Source organism: Sporosarcina sp. FSL K6-1540 (assembly GCF_038620285.1).
Classification (GTDB): Bacteria; Bacillota; Bacilli; order Bacillales_A; family Planococcaceae; genus Sporosarcina; species Sporosarcina psychrophila.
This window is the reverse complement of the sequence record NZ_CP152018.1, coordinates 2,282,106-2,302,530: the sequence shown is the minus strand read 5'-3', so window position 1 is coordinate 2,302,530 and position 20,425 is coordinate 2,282,106. Positions and strand designations below refer to the sequence as shown.

General features: G+C 40.3%; 18 protein-coding genes and 1 riboswitch. Of the genes, 3 read left to right on the top strand and 15 right to left on the bottom strand.

Going from position 1 to position 20,425, the window contains the following annotated elements:
• Nucleotides 1–448: 448 nt before the first annotated feature.
• Nucleotides 449–626: riboswitch (Lysine riboswitch) on the top strand.
• A 122-nt stretch (nucleotides 627–748) separates the two neighbouring features.
• Complete coding sequence (gene dapA / locus MKY15_RS10675; RefSeq protein ID WP_340741392.1) at nucleotides 749–1,633, top strand: 4-hydroxy-tetrahydrodipicolinate synthase; 885 nt, start codon at nucleotides 749–751, stop codon at nucleotides 1,631–1,633.
• 105 nt (nucleotides 1,634–1,738) lie between these two features.
• Here the strand turns inward: dapA and MKY15_RS10670 are convergent, their stop codons facing one another.
• From MKY15_RS10670 to MKY15_RS10645, 6 genes are all read right to left on the bottom strand, one after another.
• Nucleotides 1,739–2,305: a DUF4256 domain-containing protein gene (locus MKY15_RS10670; protein ID WP_187046614.1), complete on the bottom strand. Its 567-nt coding sequence runs from the start codon at nucleotides 2,303–2,305 to the stop codon at nucleotides 1,739–1,741.
• Between the two features lie 115 nt (nucleotides 2,306–2,420).
• Nucleotides 2,421–3,074 carry a phosphate signaling complex protein PhoU gene (gene phoU / locus MKY15_RS10665; RefSeq protein WP_197485362.1) on the bottom strand — a complete coding sequence of 218 codons (654 nt, stop codon included), beginning with the start codon at nucleotides 3,072–3,074 and terminating at the stop codon, nucleotides 2,421–2,423.
• Between the two features lie 19 nt (nucleotides 3,075–3,093).
• Entirely contained in the window at nucleotides 3,094–3,864 is a 771-nt protein-coding gene (gene pstB / locus MKY15_RS10660; RefSeq protein WP_067213825.1) for a phosphate ABC transporter ATP-binding protein PstB, read from the bottom strand.
• A 76-nt stretch (nucleotides 3,865–3,940) separates the two neighbouring features.
• Nucleotides 3,941–4,768: a phosphate ABC transporter permease PstA gene (pstA, locus tag MKY15_RS10655; protein ID WP_340741391.1), complete on the bottom strand. Its 828-nt coding sequence runs from the start codon at nucleotides 4,766–4,768 to the stop codon at nucleotides 3,941–3,943.
• A gap of 1 nt (nucleotide 4,769) precedes the next feature.
• Nucleotides 4,770–5,684, bottom strand: a complete 915-nt coding sequence (gene pstC / locus MKY15_RS10650; protein WP_187046612.1) for a phosphate ABC transporter permease subunit PstC — start codon at nucleotides 5,682–5,684, stop codon at nucleotides 4,770–4,772.
• Nucleotides 5,685–5,742: 58 nt separating this feature from the next.
• Nucleotides 5,743–6,585: a phosphate ABC transporter substrate-binding protein gene (locus MKY15_RS10645; protein WP_082786475.1), complete on the bottom strand. Its 843-nt coding sequence runs from the start codon at nucleotides 6,583–6,585 to the stop codon at nucleotides 5,743–5,745.
• Between the two features lie 1,281 nt (nucleotides 6,586–7,866).
• Between MKY15_RS10645 and MKY15_RS10640 the strand changes: the two genes are divergently transcribed.
• The gene (locus MKY15_RS10640; RefSeq protein WP_342539661.1) at nucleotides 7,867–8,565 is read left to right on the top strand and encodes a dihydropteridine reductase; all 699 of its coding nucleotides are present in this window, start codon (nucleotides 7,867–7,869) and stop codon (nucleotides 8,563–8,565) included.
• Between the two features lie 50 nt (nucleotides 8,566–8,615).
• On the opposite strand, the gene rlmD is transcribed toward MKY15_RS10640, so the two are convergent.
• From rlmD to MKY15_RS10625, 3 genes are all read right to left on the bottom strand, one after another.
• Nucleotides 8,616–9,977 (bottom strand): 23S rRNA (uracil(1939)-C(5))-methyltransferase RlmD, encoded by a 1,362-nt coding sequence (gene rlmD, locus MKY15_RS10635; RefSeq protein ID WP_342539660.1) that lies wholly within the window; start codon nucleotides 9,975–9,977, stop codon nucleotides 8,616–8,618.
• Nucleotides 9,978–10,553: 576 nt separating this feature from the next.
• On the bottom strand, nucleotides 10,554–11,579 hold the full coding sequence (locus tag MKY15_RS10630) for a cytochrome d ubiquinol oxidase subunit II (RefSeq protein ID WP_340766294.1): 1,026 nt from the start codon (nucleotides 11,577–11,579) through the stop codon (nucleotides 10,554–10,556).
• Complete coding sequence (locus MKY15_RS10625; protein ID WP_342539659.1) at nucleotides 11,576–12,922, bottom strand: cytochrome ubiquinol oxidase subunit I; 1,347 nt, start codon at nucleotides 12,920–12,922, stop codon at nucleotides 11,576–11,578. The genes MKY15_RS10630 and MKY15_RS10625 overlap by 4 nt, the downstream gene beginning before the upstream one ends.
• A gap of 382 nt (nucleotides 12,923–13,304) precedes the next feature.
• On the opposite strand from MKY15_RS10625, the gene MKY15_RS10620 reads away from it, so the two are divergent.
• Nucleotides 13,305–13,733, top strand: a complete 429-nt coding sequence (locus MKY15_RS10620) for an NUDIX domain-containing protein (protein ID WP_342539658.1) — start codon at nucleotides 13,305–13,307, stop codon at nucleotides 13,731–13,733.
• Nucleotides 13,734–14,234: 501 nt separating this feature from the next.
• On the opposite strand, the gene MKY15_RS10615 is transcribed toward MKY15_RS10620, so the two are convergent.
• The 6 genes from MKY15_RS10615 to MKY15_RS10590 all read right to left on the bottom strand — a co-directional run bounded on the left by MKY15_RS10615 (nucleotide 14,235) and on the right by MKY15_RS10590 (nucleotide 20,421).
• Nucleotides 14,235–15,173 (bottom strand): diacylglycerol kinase, encoded by a 939-nt coding sequence (locus MKY15_RS10615; RefSeq protein ID WP_340766296.1) that lies wholly within the window; start codon nucleotides 15,171–15,173, stop codon nucleotides 14,235–14,237.
• An 81-nt stretch (nucleotides 15,174–15,254) separates the two neighbouring features.
• The gene (locus tag MKY15_RS10610; RefSeq protein WP_342539737.1) at nucleotides 15,255–15,824 is read right to left on the bottom strand and encodes a thioredoxin family protein; all 570 of its coding nucleotides are present in this window, start codon (nucleotides 15,822–15,824) and stop codon (nucleotides 15,255–15,257) included.
• Nucleotides 15,825–16,007: 183 nt separating this feature from the next.
• Entirely contained in the window at nucleotides 16,008–17,438 is a 1,431-nt protein-coding gene (gatB, locus tag MKY15_RS10605) for an Asp-tRNA(Asn)/Glu-tRNA(Gln) amidotransferase subunit GatB (RefSeq protein ID WP_187046607.1), read from the bottom strand.
• Nucleotides 17,439–17,440: 2 nt separating this feature from the next.
• A complete protein-coding gene (gatA, locus tag MKY15_RS10600) occupies nucleotides 17,441–18,904 on the bottom strand; it encodes an Asp-tRNA(Asn)/Glu-tRNA(Gln) amidotransferase subunit GatA (RefSeq protein WP_338653642.1) in 1,464 nt (487 codons plus the stop codon).
• Between the two features lie 25 nt (nucleotides 18,905–18,929).
• Entirely contained in the window at nucleotides 18,930–19,217 is a 288-nt protein-coding gene (gatC, locus tag MKY15_RS10595) for an Asp-tRNA(Asn)/Glu-tRNA(Gln) amidotransferase subunit GatC (RefSeq protein ID WP_067205624.1), read from the bottom strand.
• Between the two features lie 73 nt (nucleotides 19,218–19,290).
• A complete protein-coding gene (locus MKY15_RS10590) occupies nucleotides 19,291–20,421 on the bottom strand; it encodes a CamS family sex pheromone protein (RefSeq protein ID WP_342539655.1) in 1,131 nt (376 codons plus the stop codon).
• Nucleotides 20,422–20,425 lie beyond the last annotated feature (4 nt).

The following is a 20,425-nucleotide window of genomic DNA, read 5'->3' as shown; positions in this document are numbered from 1 at the left end:
ATAGTCTTTCTTAAAAGTAAGCAAGAAGCACATTATACAACGTTCAAGAGTGCCCGAAATTGTATCTTCGGGCACTTACACTCTCTATAGAAAGTCATCTATTCATTTCTTCCAAAACAGCTGCATTTTCCACTTGAACAATGCAGGAACGCGACAGGCTACTATCCACAACAGGATTACTAAAAAATGTATGGCTAGTACCCCTCAGTAAATCTGTCATGAATAGTTAGCCGGAAATAGTCCAGTGAAAATGAAGGTCATCAAGCCCTTCTCACTAGTATTTTATTCAAATAAATGGGTCATCAACAGACGAAATAACATTTAAAAGAATATCAAGTCCCCATTAAATTCAGAACCTTTCTAGAACTCGGCACCTTTCCCTTGCAATTGCGTTAGAATAGAGGTAAGGTTTGTCTAATTAGAAATTCACTTATTTCAAAAATTTTGAAGTAAGGATAGAGGCGCAAAGACCATCAGTACACACGTGGAGGATGATGAGATCCTGTGACATTTGTGGAAAGGGGAATTTGCCGAAGTGGAGAGAATCTCATTTTCTTGAAGCTGGTTCTGTGTTGAATAAACACAGAATTGTCATATAGGAAACTATATGGAGGGCTATCTTATGCAAAGAAATAATTTATTATTTCTACTGCAACAACGAGCCCTTGTTGTTGCTTTTTTGCGTTCATTCACTAACTGCCCTTCTTCCTCTATTTTTTTAAAATAAATTATAGGATGTGGAGAAATAATGAATTTCGGACAAGTATTAACTGCTATGGTGACTCCTTTTGATGAAAATGGTGAAATTGATTTTCAAGCTACAAAAAACTTAATTAATTATTTAATTGCTAATGGAACAGATGGCTTAGTGGTATCTGGTACAACAGGAGAGTCTCCGACGTTAACAGAAGAAGAAAAGGTCAAATTATTTAAGTTTGCAGTGGACGTTGTGAATGGCAGAATTCCGGTGATTGCTGGTACAGGCTCGAACAACACAAAAGGATCAATTGAACTAACAATACTTGCAGAAGATGTAGGTGTCGATGGTATTATGCTCGTTGCGCCATACTATAACAACCCATCTCAAGAAGGATTATATCAACACTTTAAGACAATTTCGGAGGTCACATCTTTACCGATTATACTTTATAATGTTCCCGGACGCAGTGTTGTCAACATATCTGCTGAAACAGTCATTCGCCTTTCAAAAATACCTAATATCGTTTCTATTAAAGAGGCAAGCGGTGATTTAGATGCGATGGTCGAAATTATTACTCATACACCTGAAGATTTTTCATTGTATAGCGGTGATGATGGTTTAACAATTCCAGTGTTATCAATTGGTGGAACAGGTGTTATTTCTGTAGCATCCCATGTTATAGGAAATGAAATGCAAACGATGATTGAACATTTCAAAAGCGGCAATATTCAAGAGGCAGCTAAGGTTCATCGTAGACTACTACCAATAATGAAAGCACTTTTTGCTGCTCCAAATCCATCACCTGTAAAAGCAGCTTTGAATTTAAAAGGAATCCCTGTCGGTGGTGTCCGCTTACCTATGATTCCTTTAAGCGATGAACAACTAAGTTCACTACAACGAGCACTAGATATCCATGAAAAAGTAACTTCTTAATAAACCATTGTGACAGGTACCAGGTTCTAAAACAATTCACAAATCAATAAGAACCTGGCACCCATCACTCTATCTCATCGTCTATAAGCTTAGTGGGTGCGAAATTTAGACCCTCAGCGAGCCACGGAACCCCCTGGCAGCATAGTAGGATTCTGCTCCATTGTGATACACAAAGACAGTGTCGTAGCGCCAATCACAAAAGATAGCCCCTCCGAGTTTTCTAATATTGGCAGGTGTTTGCACCCAGCTCGATGTTTTCATATCGAACTTTCCAAGTTCCTGCAACTCCCGGTATTGTTCTTCCGTTAAAAGCTCAATGCCCATGTCGGAAGCCATATCAAGAGCATTATTTTCTGGTTTATGCTTTTTTCTTGACTCCAACGCTTCTAGGTCGTAACAAACACTTCTACGGCCTTTAGGGCTTTCTATTGAACAGTCATAAAAAATATATTCGCCCGACTTTTTATCATGACCAACAACATCCGGTTCACCACCGGTTATTTCCATCTCATTAAGCGACCATAGTTTTTCAGTATTCGCTTCCAACTTCGCTTGGACTTTACTCCATTCAAGTTCTTTATGGCGATTCATGTTTTTCTCAAAACGAGCTTTCAATATTTCGAGTAATTCTTCACGTTGTTCTAGTGACAACTCCTTGTTTCTCTTTGTCATACTAGTTTCCTCCCCTATTTTTTTATTATGTATAGAATACTCTTAATTTTTATTACGAGCTACCTTAAATAAAAACGGAGGAGAAAATTTTTCATTTTTCTCCTCCGTTTTTATTTTATGAATTGAAATCATATATTTGACCTTTAATCAAATATGCTGCGCTTTCAGCGATATTTGTGATATGGTCTGCTGTTCTTTCAAGATAACGATTTACAAATAATAATTGGACAAGCTGATTTGTTTCTTCTGGATGTTCACTTAGATACGTAGTCAGTTTTTTATAGTTTTCACGACTGCATTGATCCACTTCATCCTCTAAGTCGCCAACTTCTTTAGCAAGTACCATATTTTCCTCTAAAAAAGATTGGAGTGCTTTTCGGAGCATTTCAATTGATATGTCTTTCATCTTTTCTACATGTGTGATTTCCAGTAAAGATGTTGTTTGACCAATCTTAATGGTTGATTTTGCAATATTTACGGCAAAATCCGCAATCCGTTCAATTTCAGACGAAATTTTAAGTACACCAATAATTTCGCGTAAATCCCTTGAAATAGGCGCTTCTTTTGCCATAATCCAGATTGCAAACTGGTTAATTTCCACTTCAAGTTTATCTATTGCTGTATCTCCCTCCATGGTTTTTATAGCAATTTCAACATCTTGTGTTTTCAAGGCTTTAACTGATTTTTCTAAGGCAATAATTGATAGTTCACCCATTTCGGTGATTTTACTTTTTAATTCCTCTAAATTTTTCTCGAAGTTTTCACGCATGATCCTTTGTTACCCCCTGTTATCCGAATCGACCTGTGACATAATCTTCGGTTCTTTGATCTTTTGGCGTAGAGAAAATATTATCTGTATCATCGTATTCAACAACTTCTCCATTTAAGAAAAATGCTGTTTTATCAGAGATTCGTGCAGCTTGTTGCATGTTATGAGTAACAATAACAATCGTATAATCTTTTTTCAATTTCGTGATTAGTTCTTCGACTTTTAACGTAGAAATTGGATCTAGTGCGGAAGTAGGCTCATCCATTAATATAACATCTGGTTTCATCGCAATGGCACGTGCAATGCAAACACGTTGTTGCTGACCACCAGACAAACCTAGTGCTGATGTTTTAAGACGGTCTTTTACCTCTTCCCAAATCGCGGCTCCGCGTAAACTTTCTTCCACAATTCGATTTAATTCTTTTTTATTTTTTATGCCTTGCCCCTTTGGACCATAGGCAACATTATCGTAAATGCTCATTGGGAATAAATTTGGTTTTTGAAATACCATTCCCACTTTTGTGCGTAATTTAATTACATCACTTGAATTATAAATTTTTTCATGATCAATGACAACTTCACCTGTAATTTTCACACCATCAATTAAATCATTCATTCGGTTTAATGTTCGTAAAAAAGTGGATTTGCCACAACCTGAAGGACCGATTAAAGCAGTAACCTCATTTGCACGAATAGCAAGATCGACGCCGAACAGCGCTTGTTTCTCACCATAGAATAAATTCAAATCCGTTACATTAATTTTCGATGTACCTACTTTATGTTGCTCCATATGCGCAAATACCTTTCCTACTTGATTTTGTGTGATTGCTGGTTCTATTACTGCTGTACTCATTGATAAGCACTCCTTATTTGTTGGTTCCTTTGTTTAACTTTTTTGATATGTAGGTTGCTGAAAGGTTGATGATCAAAATGAGAACGATTAAGATGATCCCCACTGCTGCAGCAAGTTCAATGTCTCCCGATTCTTGTGTGACTAAATAGGAATGAACCGTTAACGTTCGAGCCGATGAAAAGATTCCATTTGGCATGGCAGCAACAGTTCCGGCTGTTAAGAAAATAGCAGCTGACTCGCCAACAATTCGTCCAACAGAGAGGATGATACCCGATAAAATCCCCGGCATGGCATTAGGTAAAATCACCTTATATAAGGTTTGTAGCTTCGTTGTCCCAAGTGCTAACGAACCTTCACGATAGGAAGCCGGTACTGTTTTCAATGCTTCTTCTGTTGTTCGGATGATGACAGGCAAAACAATAATCGTTAATGTTAATGAAGCAGCAATAATGGACATACCTAACTTTAAGGTTGTTACAAAGAATACTGCCCCAAACAAACCGTAAATAATCGAGGGGATTCCTGTCAAACTTTCTGTTGCAAAACGTATGATTCTTACCAAACGCCCTTGTTTCGCGTATTCTTGCAAGTAAACGGCCGCTAATATCCCAATGGGTGTTGCGATGATCAATGAAATAAAAATTGTGTAGACCGTTGTTACAATCATTGGCCAAATACCGCCGCCTCCAGTTGGTGAATAATCGCCAAAGATGAAATCGAAGCTGATTAAACGAAATCCTTTATAAAAGATGAACCCCACAATCATAACGAGGACAGCAACCGATAAGAAAGCCGAGAACCATAAAAGTCCACGTAACAAGTTATCTTTAAATTGCCTCATCTTAGTTGCCACCCTTCGCACTGATTCTGGCTAATACAAAATTCAAAATTAATATAAATGAGAATAAAACAATTCCCGTTGCAAACAACATTTCTTGATGTGTACCGAATGCATAACCCATTTCTAAAGCAACATTTGTCGTCAGTGGACGAACACTATCTGTAAGGCTCGTAGGGACGATTAAACTATTACCAGCTACTAAGATAACTGCCATCGTTTCCCCAATGGCCCTACCTAAACCTAATACGATTGCCGTCATAATTCCTGACTTAGCTGCTGGTACAATGACTTTAAAAATTGTCCCAATATGAGATACGCCAAGTGCTAATGATCCTTCACGATATGTATGAGGGACCGCACGAATCGCCGTCTCTGCTACAGTCACAATTGTGGGTAACATCATGATTGCTAGCACAAGAATAACAGCTAGTAAACTTTGTCCTTTCACTAAACCGAACGTATCTTGTAAAAATGGAACAATGATTGCAAGTCCAAATACACCATATAATACAGATGGGATACCAGCTAGCAACTGAATGGCTGGTGAAATAATTTTAGCTACTCTTTTAGAGGCAATTTCCGCCAAGAAAATCGCTGTAAATAAACCGATAGGAACCCCAATAATTAATGCTCCAACTGTTGCATAAATTGATGCAACAATCATTGGGAAGATACCGAATTTATCTTCACTCGGTACCCAATCAGTACCAAAAATAAAATCTATAAAGCTATAACCACCTGCTACAAAGGGATGAGCTCCTTTATAAAATACAAATCCAATGATTAACAATAAAGTGATAACTGAAAGAAGTGCGCAAATCAAGAAAATTCTTGAAGACACCTTCTCTAACAAATACTTCCTTTTATTTGCTTTACCGATTGCTACGGCCTGCTCGTTAGTTGTTGGGATAGACACACTTTATTCCTCCAAAATCACACTCAAAATTATGGTTCTGTTTTTCTTTAAGAATCTTTTATTTTATAGGAATAGCTCCTGCTTCAGCTGCAATGAGTTGTCCATCTTCACTTAAGATGAAATCTATAAATCGTTGGCCATCCTCTGTTAATTGACCTTCTTTATATAGAAATAAGAATGGTCTAGACAAACTGTATTGTTCTTTTAGAACATTTTCTGCATTTGCTGCTACGCCATTAATGTCGATTGTCGAAATGGAGTCATCTATATATTCAAATGAAATAAAGCCCACTGCATGTTTATTGTTCCCTACTGTTGTTTTAATATTACCGTTACCACTTGCAATAATTGCATTTCTTATTAATTCGCCAGAGCTGTAATCGACAATTTCTTGGAAAGCATCACGTGAACCTGAACCATCCTCGCGAGAGACAACAACGATTTCCATATCATCTCCACCAAGTTCTTTCCAGTTCGTCACTACTCCAGTAAAAATCTTCTTTACTTGCTCCATCGTAAGATCTTTTATTTTGTTAGTTGGATGAGTCACTACTACAATTCCATCATAAGCAATAACGACCTCATTCAATCCACTCGCTATTTCTTCATCCTTTAAATCTCGTGAAGACATACCTATTTCAGACACGCCACTGATTGCGTTGGTAATACCCGCAGATGAACCAATTTGGTTTATTTCAATATTCGTTTTGTCTTGCTCTGAATATTTGTGGGCTAGTTTTTCAGCAAGCGGCCCTACAGATGTTGATCCTGAAATAGACACTGTTGCGTTACTACCTTTTGACGCTTGTCCGTTAGGTTCATCATTGCTTGTACATGCGGATAGTATAGTAATTAGAGACAGCGTTAATAATCCCATTTTCACTCTTTTCAACCTAGTCATTTGTGACCTCCTAGAAATAGGTTAGGAACTTTTTTATGTCGTATCTTGTCTAATACTAGAATAATCGCCTAGTGTAAATTTTCAACAGGTATTTTGTAAAGCTTTTGTAAATTTCATTAAAAGCAAGATGCTTTATGTTAAAAATTGTTAAGAATTAATACTCGACAAGATAACTTAGGATGAGTTGAAATTAAAACTTAAATACCTTCCATTTATTTCACAGTCATTCTAAGTAGATTGAATACATGATTTCAATTTTATAGTCTCAAACAAAGCTGTGTAATCATCTCGTCATGTCATAGAATACAGTTTCCAAAAGAACCGCCTTTTGTCCCACTGATGGTTTTGAAGGTTTACCGAGTGATATTCCCTTCTTTGTAAGCAGACCTATAACTATTAACTGTAAAGGGATGATGACCGATTATTTGAGCAATCTAATTGATTTTGGACGCCCTATTGGTTATCTCTATACCCGCTAGGAAGAGCTTAAAATCTTTAAATCAACTATGTTGTTTATTTAGTTTCTTATTAATTTTTAAAATCGATATATTAAACACTGGAATTGTAAAAAGCTTGAGGATTCAAATTTGAATCCTCAAGCTTTTTACATTTATATAGTATGTAAGTCTAACCATGCCAACTCTTCGAATAAAGCTTTTAAGGAACAATATAAAACTGTTCGTTTCGAATTGCACCAAAGAAATTATATGAAAATCTCTAATTGGATGAAAGATGGCACTATATACTTTGACTACACCTCTCTATTTATCCTATCTAACCAGTTTACCGATGAAATTCCCCATACCAATTCACAATTACCTTGTCTATTTATCGTTTGACTATGTCTGTATAAGAGCCAATTACATGGTGATTGGCATATATTACTCAACATAAAAGGTGAAGAATCAAGTTAAAAACGATTCTTCACCTTTCATTCAATATCTCGTTTCAAATCTCCAACCATGCAACGCATTCGACATATGTGTATTCACCTACACCATCGTTCATGTATATATTTCAGTTGCTTCCCTTTTAAATAGTTGTTTGCCATCAAATACTTTAACTAACAAGAAGTGAGCATGAAGAAATTAATTTTCGCATGCAACATTGGATTCATAGTTCAATGTTACATAGGAACTTTTTATTAAGCATTCTAGCTAACCTGATTTAATTAAAGTTTTTTTTGCAAGACTTGAAATAAAAAACCATTTAATTGATAATCGTTATCAACTACTATATATTTAATAGTGACAGAAAATATAAATGTAAAGGGAGAGTATAATGCAAATATACTGGACTAAAATAAATAAAATTATTGAAGAAACTCCTGAAGTGAAAACATACTTGCTCGATCGTCCGGAGGACTTTTCATGGGAGGAAGGTTCCCACACTCATTTCGCACTTAAAGGTTTTAACGCTGGAGATAAGCCGAACCGTAGCTTAATTCGCCACATGTCAATATCCACTTTACCTCATGAAAATTCAATTGGCATTACAACCCGTATCAGAGAACATTGCTCCGAGTTTAAAGCGATCTTAAGAAATCTTGAAGTTGGCAATGAAGTTGCAATATTTAAAACTCATTCGAATATACCACTTAAAAGAGAAAACAAAAATGTTTATCTATTGTCATCAGGCGTTGGCCTGGCAACTTTCAGACCACTTGTACTTGATTACTTTGAACGTGCGGAAAACGTCAATCAAGTTCATTCCTTAAACATCGATTCGTCAAAGGATTTCCTATTCTCTACTATTTTTGAATCTGCACCTGATAAGAAATTCATATCACGGTTCGTCGATAATCGGAGAGACTACTATGAAGAAGTGAAAAATCTAACTGCCGATAAAGACGGACAGTTCTATATAGTTGGCAGTGACGAATTCCTCATGCAGAATATTGAATTGCTGCGTGAACGAGGGATCAAACCAGAACAAATTATGCTCGATAAACGTCAACAGCAACTGTCTGAGTTTTTATGATTTTAAAAACGGGAAAAGATTCACCTTTTCCCGTTTTCCTTATCCTCGAATCAAATCTCCAACCAAGCCACACACTCCACATGACTCGAATGAGGGAACATATCAACCGGCTGTACTTCCTGCGTGCGATAACCGCCATCTTCAAGTATGCGTAAATCCCGTGCAAGTGTACCTGGATTACATGATACGTAAACAACACGTTTTGGCTTATACTCCAAAATTGTTTTCAAAAGTTCTTCGTCGCAGCCTTTACGCGGTGGATCAACAACCAGCACGTCGAATCGTTTGCCATCTGCATACCATTTCGGAATGACGACTTCAGCAGGGCCTGCTTCGAAATGCGCGTTATTTATGCCATTCAATTCCGCGTTGCGTTTAGCGTCTTCGATTGCTTCGGGAACGATTTCAACGCCATAAACTTCTTTTGCTTTTTGTGCGATGAACAACGAAATTGTACCAATACCGCAATACGCATCGATGACAGATTCATTTCCTGTTAGCTGTGCGTACTCTAGTGCCTGTCCGTAAAGAACTTCCGTCTGTACAGGGTTCACTTGGTAGAAAGAGCGTGCAGATATTTCGAAATCGATGTTGCCGATTGAATCGACAATAACCGGTTTCCCGTATAACAAAACTGTTTCATCACCGAAAATAACGTTCGTTCTCTCGGTGTTAAAGTTTTGCATAATTGACGTTACATTTGGAACGACACGTTTAATAAGTTCTATGGCTGCATCTTTCTGCGTAAATTTCTTTTTGCGCGTTACTAAAACAACCATTACTTCGCCTGAGGTACGTCCTTTCCGGACAATTAAGTGACGAAGCAAACCTAAGTGAGTCTTTTCATCATAGGCATCAACGCCGATTGCATGTAGCTCATATTTCAACATAGCCATTAGGTCATCTGCTTCATGACTTTGGATGAGACAAATATCTGTGTCAACGATGTGATGTGTACGCGATTTATAAAATCCAGAAACAACTTTTCCATCCCGCTCACTGAAAGGGATTTGTGATTTATTGCGGTAGCGCCAAGGGTCGTCCATCCCTTTTACTGGGTGCACTGGCACATGGGGGAGTTTTGCGACACGGTCCATTACATCACGTACTGTTTTACGCTTTTGCACAAGTTGACCTTCGTAAGACAAGTGTTGCATCTGACATCCACCGCATTCTGAGAATACATGACAAGGCGGTTTTACACGATCAGGGGATGCTTTCGTTATATTTAACAGCCTGCCAAAGCCGTATTTTTTCAATGTTTTACCTACTTGTATATTAACCTCTTCGCCTGGAAGTACACCGGGGATGAAAAGCGGATAGCCGTCCACTTTTGCTACGCCCGAACCATCGTGCGTTAAATCTTCTACGTAGACGCTGAGACGATCGTTTCTATTTACACTATATGACATTATATTTTCCTCCAAATTTCAGATGTCTTTAGTTTACCATGCTGAGGGTGAAAAAACAGATGTCGCGTGGGCATCTATTAGACAATACATGTACTTTACTGCGGGAGTAGATTTTGTTTGGCTAGTCGGCACTTGTATATGCTCGGTTGGTCCACCCATATAATCGGTAAACTAACCTATATGATCGGTCAGTGTACACTTATGATCGGTTGCCTACTTTTAGGATCGGTTCGCACACGCTTAGGATCGATTGCCTACTTTTATGATTGGTCAGCACACGCTTATGATCGATTGCCTACTTTTATGATTGGTCAGCACACGCTTATGATCGATTGCCTACTTTTATGATCAGTTGCCTTCTTATATGATCGGTTCGCACCCACATACGCCCGCCTACCGATCACCAACAAAAAACAGACGCCACAATCGACGTCTGCTCTCTTTTACTTTTCTTTTTCAATCTGCTTCTTTATGGCTCCGTCCATTGGTGCAATAACGAACGCAACGACGAGTCCCCCGATGAGGACGATGAAAGGTGCGTAAAACATTAAAAAGTGATTCATGGACCATTCCTCCTTATGCGTGGTAGTCGCCTTTTCCGCGGACGTAGTCTTTATCGAATAGGAATAGACGCATGAGCAAGTACAATGACGGAATCAGCAGCCCAAGTCCCATGATGAACACCACGATAAGCGAGATGGCCATGGCCGGGTTCGTGAAGCTGTCGTAAATCGTCAAGTATGGGTACAACAAGTATGGATAATGGGACGCACCATAGCCAAAGAAGGCGAAGGCAAACTGTCCCACTAGCAATAGAAACGCGAGTCCGTAATTACGGCGCTTCCAGATTAGCCAAACCGTTCCGATGAACATGATAAACGAGATAAGGAACATCGGCCAGAAGTTTTGGATGTTAGAGTAATGTTCCGGATTGTGATTTCTTAGTTCGAATATAATGCCCCCTGCTGTGATAATCGTCGGCAATGCCCAGATGAGCGCATATTTCCGAATCATATTCGTCGCTGCAACATCACGTGCTTTATTCGCATACCAAGTCAGGAATACCGCCGATATATAAAGCGTTGCGGCGATGCTTAGCACAACGATCGACCAGGTCAACGGACTGGAGAACAGCCTCCAATAATCGAGTACGGGATTACCGTTTACCATGTCGATAAATCCACCTTCAGAAATGGTAAGTACGATGGACAGCGATGCTGGAATAAGTATTCCGGCAAGGCCGTACATGAACGAATACCCTTTGTGTCCACGTGCCCCGTATGTCTCAAATGCATAATAGGAACCACGGATGGCCAGTAGGATAATCCCAATGCTGACGGGGATTAATAACGTCGTTCCATAATAAAACGCTGTTTTCGGGAAAAACCCAATAATCCCCACAAAGAAGAACACTAAGAAAACGTTGGTCACTTCCCAAACAGGCGATAAATAGCGCTGAATAATGTTGGTCAAAATATGCTGACGGCCAGTGAGCGTGCTGTAGGCATTGAAAAAACCTGCTCCAAAATCAATGGCACCAATCAGTATATAACCGAACAGGAAAGTCCATAGAACGGATATGCCAAGTATTTCGAGTGTCATAGCACGTCGCCGCCTTTCTCCGTATCACGATCTTCAATTTCACGTTCAACTGGATTATTACGGAACATTCTTCTCAGTACAACTACACTACCGACCCCAAGGACAAGATAGAGCAAGCAGAACAAGATAAGCATCGAGTCAACATGTCCGCTCGTCGTAGCGGCGTCCTGCGTCCGCATGATACCTCTTAGAATCCATGGTTGTCTACCGACTTCTGCGAGCCACCAGCCTGCTTCGATCGCTACTATTGAGAGAGGCCCGCCAAGTACGATAAGCCAGCGGAACCATTTCGTAGAAACCATTTTCCAACCTCGTTGAACACCTAACCAAAATACGCCCGAAAGAAGGGTCATCCAAATACCAATTGACACCATTATGTCGAATAAATAATGGATATATAGTGGCGGAACTTCATCTTCAGGGAATTGATCCAGACCAGCTACCTCTTGCGTAAAGCTACCGTGTGCAAGGAATGATAATGCATATGGTATTTCGATGGCATATTTAACTTCTCCATCTTTGAGAATGCCGTACATTATCAGCGGCGCATTATCACTTGTTTCAAGATGCCATTCTGCGGCAGCCAATTTTTCAGGTTGATACTCCGCTAAATATTTCCCTGAGAAGTCACCGATAATTGCTGATGCAATTGCAAAGACAAGCCCAACTTTCATCGTTAGATAAAGTGCTTTTTTGTGGTATTCATGATTCGAACCTTTTAACAGACGGAACGCTGCAATCGCTGCAAGCACAAAAGCAGCTGTCATATAAGAAGTCGCAACAACGTGTGCCACTTTCGTCGGCATCGCTGGATTGAACATCGCAAGTAGCGGATTGACGTTAACGAATTCACCATTAACGATATCAAACCCTCTTGGTGCATTCATGAATGCGTTAACGATTGTGATGAACACCGCAGAAAAGGATGCTCCGATGGCAACCGGAATAAGTAATAGAAAATGTTTCTTTTGGTTTTCAAAACGATCCCATGTATATAAGTAAATACCGAGGAAAATTGCTTCAAAAAAGAATGCAAACGTCTCCATAAATAACGGAAGTGCAATGACGTTCCCTGCAAGTTCCATGAAATTAGGCCATAACAAGGATAATTGTAAACCGATTGCGGTTCCTGTTACGACACCAACGGCAACTGTAATGATAAAACCTCTTGCCCAACGTCGTGCAAGTAAAATATAGTGATCATCGTTTTTCTTTATGCCAACCCATTGTGCGATCATAATCATCAACGGTACTCCGACGCCAATTGTTGCATAAATAATATGGAATGATAAAGTTGTTTCGGTTAAGACCCTTGAAAAAAAGACTGCTTCTTCATTTCCCATCTGCGTATCCCCCTTTAGCTCCCGAAGATTTTACCGAAAATTGATAACAGCATAATTCCTGCAATAATAAATGCAAGCCATATAAGTCTTTTTTCATGTATTTTGTACACTTGCACCATGTCCTTTCAAATACATCATGATTCTATTGTATACCCTCTATACCACCCAGTAGTTACGTTTAAAACGATTTACATGAACTATTTGTGACTAGACATGTTGAACAAGTGAATACCAATATAAAAAGTGAACGAAGGCGTTCAACAATGAATAGCTTTAATGAATTCAATGAAATTCTTTATTTCAACAAATATGTAGCAAAGTACCTGCTTGCCGGAGTACGGAATATTGTGTATATTTAATAAACTAAAGCGGGGTGAACGCAGTGGAACTAAAAAGAAAAGTATTAGCTTATATTACAAAAGGAGAGGGTACCGAGCGTGAAATTCTGGTGTTCGAGCATAAAGATAATCCTAACGCCGGCTTACAGGTCCCCGGAGGAACAATTGAAGAGGACGAGCTTCTGATAGACGCATTATATCGGGAAATCGAAGAAGAAACAGGTATTAATAGAGAAAATTTAGAGTTGAAAGGGAAAGTTATTAAATCGAATTACTTCCCTGAACATAAGAATGTTATCTATGAAAGGAATATTTTCCACCTCACGTTTATCGGTAAAGAACATGATGGGTGGGAACACCGTGTATATGGAGGTGGCGAAGACGACGGTATGATATTTTGCCATCGCTGGGTACCCATCAACAAGTTGCCCGAACTAGCCGCCAATCAAGATCAGGCAATAGAATTTATTTAAGAAAAGCGAAAGGCGCCGTCCAGCCCTGACAGGTATAAGACGGTTTGTGAGGAGGTGTACTTCAGCCCCACAGCAAAACGACTTATAACCCGAGGGGCTGGTGCCTGGAGTCTAGACATTGAAAAGCGAAAGGCGCCCGCAAGACGCGACAGGCATAAATCAATCTAGCGGCTTGGCGCTCTTTGCCATATAGCTTGATTGTTTATGACCCGAGCGGCTAGACATAAGTAAAGAGCAAGGCACCGTCCTGTCGCAACAAGGAGGGATGTAATTCAAATCCCTCCCCACTCACTCATACCTACATCCTTGCAGGGCCTACTTCAAGACCCACAGCTGTACTGTACTTTAAAGGTACCTAGCCTAGACACTGCTTCAAAGTGAAATTCTTATCTTTTCTTATCTTTTCTTATCTTTTAGAAAATGAGCTGTAGGAATGCCCACTTTCGGCATCCTTACAGCTCATTTTGTCCAATCCACTTACTACCTAATCCTGACTGCAATTTACGACTCTACAGAAGAATCCGGTAGGTCTACTCGATCCTCATTCCGTAATTCACTCATAGGAACAAACATCTCAATATGCCTGTAAAGATTTTCAAACCTTGCCGGTAATACTCCACCGTATTCTCCATCTAGATTGAGGAGTACCTTTTCAGTGGATGTCACTGTGATTTTTTCTGCTTTAGTTGAAATAACAAGCGGATCATCTAGATGCTCACCTCTGAGAGCAAGCGAAACAACACGAATGAATTCAGCGATATTACACTTTTTCAGGATAAGCAAAGTGAATTTCCCGTCATTAATGCTTGAACCTGGTGCAAGTTTCTCAAAGCCGCCGACTGAATTCGTTAAGCCGACGAGAAACATCATTGCTTCATCCTCAAATACTTCACCATCGTATTCAATCTTGACGTGAGTAGAGTGGATCGACGGCAACATCTCAATACCTTTTAAATAATAAGCAAGCTGCCCAAGTACTGTCTTCAATCTGCTTGGGACATCATATGTCAATTCGGTCAATCTGCCGCCACCTGCAATGTTAATAAAGTGGCGATCGTTCATTAAACCAACATCGACAGGTATCGTTTCTCCACGAATGATAATATCTACCGCTTCGTTAATATCACGAGGAATACGTAACGCGCGCGCAAAGTCGTTCGTCGTTCCAGTAGGAATAAGTCCAACTTTCGGACGTTTGTCAAATGGACTCACGCCCGCGATGACTTCGTTCAATGTGCCATCCCCACCTGAAGCAATTACAAGGTCAAAACCAGCTTCTACAGCATGTTTAGCTGCTTCTGTTGCATCTCCTTCACACGTTGTCGCATGACAAGATGTTTCATAACCGGCCTTTTCAAGCTTCTCGAGTACCTCACCCAGGTGTTTGCGGAATGCTTCGCGTCCCGACGTCGGATTATAAATAATTCTTGCTCGTTTCATCCGTAATTCCCTCTATTCGTACATATGTTTTTTAAAAGAATCAGCTAAAATGCTCTATTAATAAGACATGCCACTTGGCACTTAAGATTGTTTCTGCAATACCGGTAAGAATGTTTTACGAATGTCATCGTATACTGTCAACCACAGCTCTGGCTTGGATGTATATTCGGCAGTAATCCGCTCGATGAATGCCTGCTGTTTTTCTTTATAAACTGGTGAATCAGCTGCAGGTAAGTCTTTGCGCAATTCTAAAACATATTCTTGAATGGCAGCTGCTCGCGGTCCCCATTTCGCCTCGACTTCCCCGTCTTCATCAAGCAATAAGTATACAGGAATCGACCTACCTCCATTTGTCAGATGTTTGTCGATTAAGTCCGTATCTGCATCACGGTAAGCCGTACGTACGTCAAGACACGCGGCTTCCGCTATTCTTCGAAGAACCGGATTGTTCATCATAGCGTCTCCGCACCAATCTTCCGTAATGACTAAGATATTCGGTTTCTTTGCTTTTAATAGCTCGATGAATTCATCATCTGCCGGCACTTCGAATTGTTCATAAATGCGAAAACTTTCTTCTTTATGTTTTTCCATCTTATTCATATACTGTTCGAGTGAAATGGCTTCATCAAAGTATTGTTGTTCAGTTTTCATCAATCATCCACACTCCTTTTCTTTAATTGTACGTCGTCCCTTCCCGCGAATCAAATTACGAGATTAAAAAAAGACGCTCTGTACAGGGACTTGGAAAAGTCTTATGCAGAACGTCTCAATTAAAAATAGGAAATAATAAGTTTTCGCCTAAAAATGGTGTCAAGGCGCCTTACGCTTTTCTAGTTACCTCTTCGCAATTTCCTCAAGAAGAATTTTATTAACGAGTGGCGGGTTTGCCTGCCCTTTCGTCGCTTTCATAATTTGACCAACGAGGAAGCCTACTGCGCGCTCTTTCCCGTTTTTATAGTCTTCAATCGATTGTTCATTTGCATCTAATGTTTCAGTGACGATTGTTCGAAGCGTGCCTTCATCAGAAATTTGGACAAGCCCTTTTTCTTTGACGATGTCTGCTGCATTTCCGCCGTTATCAATCAATTCCTTGAACACTTTTTTCGCGATTTTAGATGAAATTGTACCATCTGTAATCAGCTTAATCATACTTGCAAGTCCTTCAGGCGTTAATGCCGTAGCATCAAGTTCTTTTGCCTCTGCATTTAGATAAGCTGAAACTTCACCCATAAGCCAGTTAGATGCAAGCTTCGCATCCGCTCCCGCCGTAACAGTTGCTTCGAAGAAATCAGACATATCTTTTGTCAGTGTCAATACCATCGCATCGTAAGCAGGTAAGTCAAGGTCGTTGATATAACGGTCCTTACGAGCGTCCGGAAGTTCTGGAATTTCAGCACGAACACGTGCCATCCATGCCTCATCGATATGAATATCTGTCAAATCAGGTTCTGGAATAAAGCGATAATCATTCGCTGGACCTTTGACACGCATAAGAATTGTTTTACCTGTTGCTTCATCGTAACGGCGTGTTTGCTGTTCGATTTTACCACCGGATAATAAAACTTCTTCTTGACGATCCACTTCATATGCGATTCCTCTACGAACGAAGTTGAATGAGTTCAAGTTTTTCAATTCCGTTTTCGTTCCAAATTCCTCTTGTCCAAACGGACGGATAGAAATGTTGGCGTCACAACGGAGTGATCCTTCTTCCATACGGACATCGGAAACACCTGTGTATTGAATGATAGCTTTCAATTTTTCAAGGAAAGCATACGCTTCTTCAGGAGACCGTACATCAGCTTCAGTTACAATTTCAATTAATGGTACACCTTGTCTGTTTAAGTCAACAAGCGAGTGACCTTCATCGGTATGTGTTAATTTCCCTGCATCTTCTTCAAGGTGAACGCGTTCAATACGAATCTTTTTCTTTTTACCATCAACTTCGATTTCTACCCAACCGTTTGCACCAATTGGACGGTCATCTTGAGAGATTTGGTAAGCTTTCGGATTATCGGGATAGAAGTAATGCTTACGGTCGAAATTAGTAATAGGCGCAATTTCACAGTTAAGTGCCATTGCAGCTTTCATACCGAAATCAACTGCTTGTTCGTTCATCACCGGTAATACACCTGGATAAGCCAAGTCAATCACATGAATGTTCATGTTTGGTTCCGCACCAAAATGTGCATGAGCTGGGGACATGATTTTCGAATTTGTTTTAAGTTCTACGTGGACTTCAAGTCCTACTACTGTTTCAAAGTTCATTATTATTTCCCCTCCCATATGACTGGAGTTTGTGTATGGAAATCAGTCGCTTGTTCGTAAGCATGTGCAACTTTGTAGAGTGTCGCTTCATCGTAATGTTTCCCGATAATTTGAAGACCAAGTGGAAGTCCATTCGAAAATCCGCATGGAACCGAAATTGCCGGTACACCCGCAAGGTTAATCGGAACTGTTAAAATGTCGTTTGCATACAGCGTCAACGGATCTTCTAGTTTTTCACCAATTTTATAAGCCGTTGTCGCAGATGAAGGTCCGATGATTACATCGTATTTTTCGAAAAGAGTAGCAAAGTCTTGTGCAATGAGTGTACGTACTTTTTGCGATTTCACATATAAACCACCGTGTTGAGCTGCACCTAATGAATACATACCGAATAAAATACGTTTTTTCACTTCATTGCCAAAAGCTTCAGAACGTGTACGCGCGTATAATTCTTCAAGATCCTTGACGCCTTCAGCACGATAACCGTAACGAATCCCGTCAAAACGAGCAAGATTCGATGATGCTTCAGAAGATGATATGACATAGTAGACTTCAGATGCATACTTCGAATGTGGAAGTGAAACTTCTTCCCACTCGGCACCAAGTGATTCGAGTACTTTGAGCGCTTCCAATACTGCATTTTTCGCTTCTTCAGATACGCCTTCACCTAAATACTCGGCTGGAACGCCGATTTTTAAGCCTTTGATGTCGCCAGTTAGTGCAGCACGGAAATCAGGAACAGCCTGCGGAGATGTAGATGAATCTTTTGCATCTAAGCCTGCAATTGCACTTAGTAGCAATGCATTGTCTTCAACGTTGCGCGTAATCGGACCAATTTGGTCTAGTGATGATGCGAAAGCAACAAGACCTGAACGAGACACGCGACCGTATGTTGGCTTCATGCCGACAACGCCACAGAATGCAGCGGGTTGACGGACAGAGCCGCCTGTATCTGAACCAAGTGCGAATGCTACTTCGCCGGCTGCAACTGCCGCCGCCGAACCGCCTGATGAACCTCCGGGAACGTAATCAAGATTCCATGGATTATGTGTCGTTTGGAATGCAGATCTTTCTGTCGTCGATCCCATCGCAAATTCATCCATATTCAGTTTCCCGATTGTTATTAGTCCTGCTTCGTTGATTTTATCAACCACTGTCGCATCGTAAACTGGTACGAAGCCTTCAAGCATCTTACTAGCAGCAGTTGTAACAATGCCTTTTGTAACGATATTATCTTTCAGACCGATCGGTAACCCGAATAGAGGTCCCCGTCCTTCTAATGGCTGGTTGTCCAATTCTTCCGCTTTAGCGAGTGCCTGTTCGCCATTTGTTGAGAGGAAAGCTTGTACTTTTCCATCCATCTTTTCAATACGGGCTAGTGACTCCTCCGTCAGTTCTTTGACAGATACTTCCCGATTATGTAATAGCGACTGAAGTTCTGTTGCCGTCTTTTCAAATAACGTCATTTTTCTTCCTCCTTAAATCCATTCATCAAATGATAGTCGGCACTTTGATTTGTCCGTCTTCATGCTCTTTCACGCTCTTCAGCATCTCTTCCCTGTCAAGTGCGTCTGTCGGAATATCCTTACGTAATACATTGAAAAGCGGTAGTGGATGTGTCATTGGAGCAATCTGCTCAGTGTCCACTTCTTCTAGTTTAATGGAAAATCCAATCATGTCTTCGAGTTGCTCAGCAAACATTTCTGCCTCAGCGTCTGTCATAGCAATCCTTGCAAGACCTGCGTGACGTTTCACTTCATCTATCGTCAATTGTGTCATTGTTTCTCCTCCTCCTCTTTGAATTGTACGGTTAATCATATCATCTTCCTATTATGATGAAAAGTTATGTTGATCAATAGCCGTAAATATGAACGAATGGCTTATCATTATCTGCCTCTTTCACGATTAATGCTTCCGGTCCATTGACGGACGTTATACTTACTTCTGTATGCACATTCGGGAAATGTTGATTAACGAGTGACGTCATATATTGCGTGAAACCGATCGTTTCACTTGTACCAAAGAATTGGATTGGTACTTTTATTTCAAGCGACTTTAAGTTGTTGTCTTTATAAAATCCGGTGCCTATGACGTTGACGAAACTCGGGAAATACGCATCGATATCCTGTTTAAAGCTATCAAATGTAGTATTCATTTCCCTATATTCGCCATTCGCAGAAGACGCTGGGAAAACAACATACTTCTCGTTAACTACTTTCCAACCTGTCGGTGCCGATTGCCCTTTTCCAGCGATGGCTGTTGCAAAATAAGTGCCCGGGACAATGGAGTTGCGGCTCTCTTGCTTAAACAGTCCGACAACAATCGGGATATCTGATAGCCCTTCCTGTGTACGCAGCCGCTTTACAACTTCTTCAGCCATTTTCATACCTTGCTTCTCAAGTACCTTATCCGTTATTTTGGTCTCTTTTCCACTTCTCGAATAGCTGGTTGAATTAAGTGCTAGACCGACGGAAATCCCGGCAAGATGGAGTTTCTTGTCATCCGTCATTACGAGGTAGTTCTGTTCGACGATATGGGCCAGATAATTCGGCGCCACTTCCGAGGCTGTCTCTTCGCTCATGCCTTCCTCGATGGGTGGATTCAAACCAGCTTTATTCGCTGAACTTCTTGACAGCCAGGCCTGGGCAGTCTCCTTGTCGATATGTTGCCCTTCCTGAAAGTAATGGTTTTTCGGATTAAACTGCTGATTGGAAAGACGTAAGAGCCCTTCCTCTGCTTCCTGCATATCGTATTTTGTATAGATATTGTTTACGATTAGACCACGACTCGCACTTTTCTTGAAAGAGATAGGTGTCTTGTAAAACTCTTCTTTTAATTGGACATCCGGTATCATGACAGTCTCTTCAATGCTTTCGTCGTTCTCCTGGACGGCTTCCTCTTTCTCCGTTCCGAATGAAGGAAGACACCCTCCAAGTAGAAGAATGGCTGCAAGTCCAGGTAGTATACCTATTTTTCTCATCATATAA

What these genes read in the sequence shown, in the direction of transcription:
- dapA (WP_340741392.1), top strand. Translation starts at nt 749, where the DNA reads ATGAATTTCGGACAAGTATTAACTGCTATGGTGACTCCTTTTGATGAA.
- MKY15_RS10670 (WP_187046614.1), bottom strand. Translation starts at nt 2,305, where the DNA reads ATGACAAAGAGAAACAAGGAGTTGTCACTAGAACAACGTGAAGAATTA.
- phoU (WP_197485362.1), bottom strand. Translation starts at nt 3,074, where the DNA reads ATGCGTGAAAACTTCGAGAAAAATTTAGAGGAATTAAAAAGTAAAATC.
- pstB (WP_067213825.1), bottom strand. Translation starts at nt 3,864, where the DNA reads ATGGAGCAACATAAAGTAGGTACATCGAAAATTAATGTAACGGATTTG.
- pstA (WP_340741391.1), bottom strand. Translation starts at nt 4,768, where the DNA reads ATGAGGCAATTTAAAGATAACTTGTTACGTGGACTTTTATGGTTCTCG.
- MKY15_RS10645 (WP_082786475.1), bottom strand. Translation starts at nt 6,585, where the DNA reads ATGACTAGGTTGAAAAGAGTGAAAATGGGATTATTAACGCTGTCTCTA.
- MKY15_RS10640 (WP_342539661.1), top strand. Translation starts at nt 7,867, where the DNA reads ATGCAAATATACTGGACTAAAATAAATAAAATTATTGAAGAAACTCCT.
- rlmD (WP_342539660.1), bottom strand. Translation starts at nt 9,977, where the DNA reads ATGTCATATAGTGTAAATAGAAACGATCGTCTCAGCGTCTACGTAGAA.
- MKY15_RS10630 (WP_340766294.1), bottom strand. Translation starts at nt 11,579, where the DNA reads ATGACACTCGAAATACTTGGCATATCCGTTCTATGGACTTTCCTGTTC.
- MKY15_RS10625 (WP_342539659.1), bottom strand. Translation starts at nt 12,922, where the DNA reads ATGGGAAATGAAGAAGCAGTCTTTTTTTCAAGGGTCTTAACCGAAACA.
- MKY15_RS10615 (WP_340766296.1), bottom strand. Translation starts at nt 15,173, where the DNA reads ATGAAACGAGCAAGAATTATTTATAATCCGACGTCGGGACGCGAAGCA.
- MKY15_RS10610 (WP_342539737.1), bottom strand. Translation starts at nt 15,824, where the DNA reads ATGAAAACTGAACAACAATACTTTGATGAAGCCATTTCACTCGAACAG.
- gatB (WP_187046607.1), bottom strand. Translation starts at nt 17,438, where the DNA reads ATGAACTTTGAAACAGTAGTAGGACTTGAAGTCCACGTAGAACTTAAA.
- gatA (WP_338653642.1), bottom strand. Translation starts at nt 18,904, where the DNA reads ATGACGTTATTTGAAAAGACGGCAACAGAACTTCAGTCGCTATTACAT.
- gatC (WP_067205624.1), bottom strand. Translation starts at nt 19,217, where the DNA reads ATGACACAATTGACGATAGATGAAGTGAAACGTCACGCAGGTCTTGCA.
- MKY15_RS10590 (WP_342539655.1), bottom strand. Translation starts at nt 20,421, where the DNA reads ATGATGAGAAAAATAGGTATACTACCTGGACTTGCAGCCATTCTTCTA.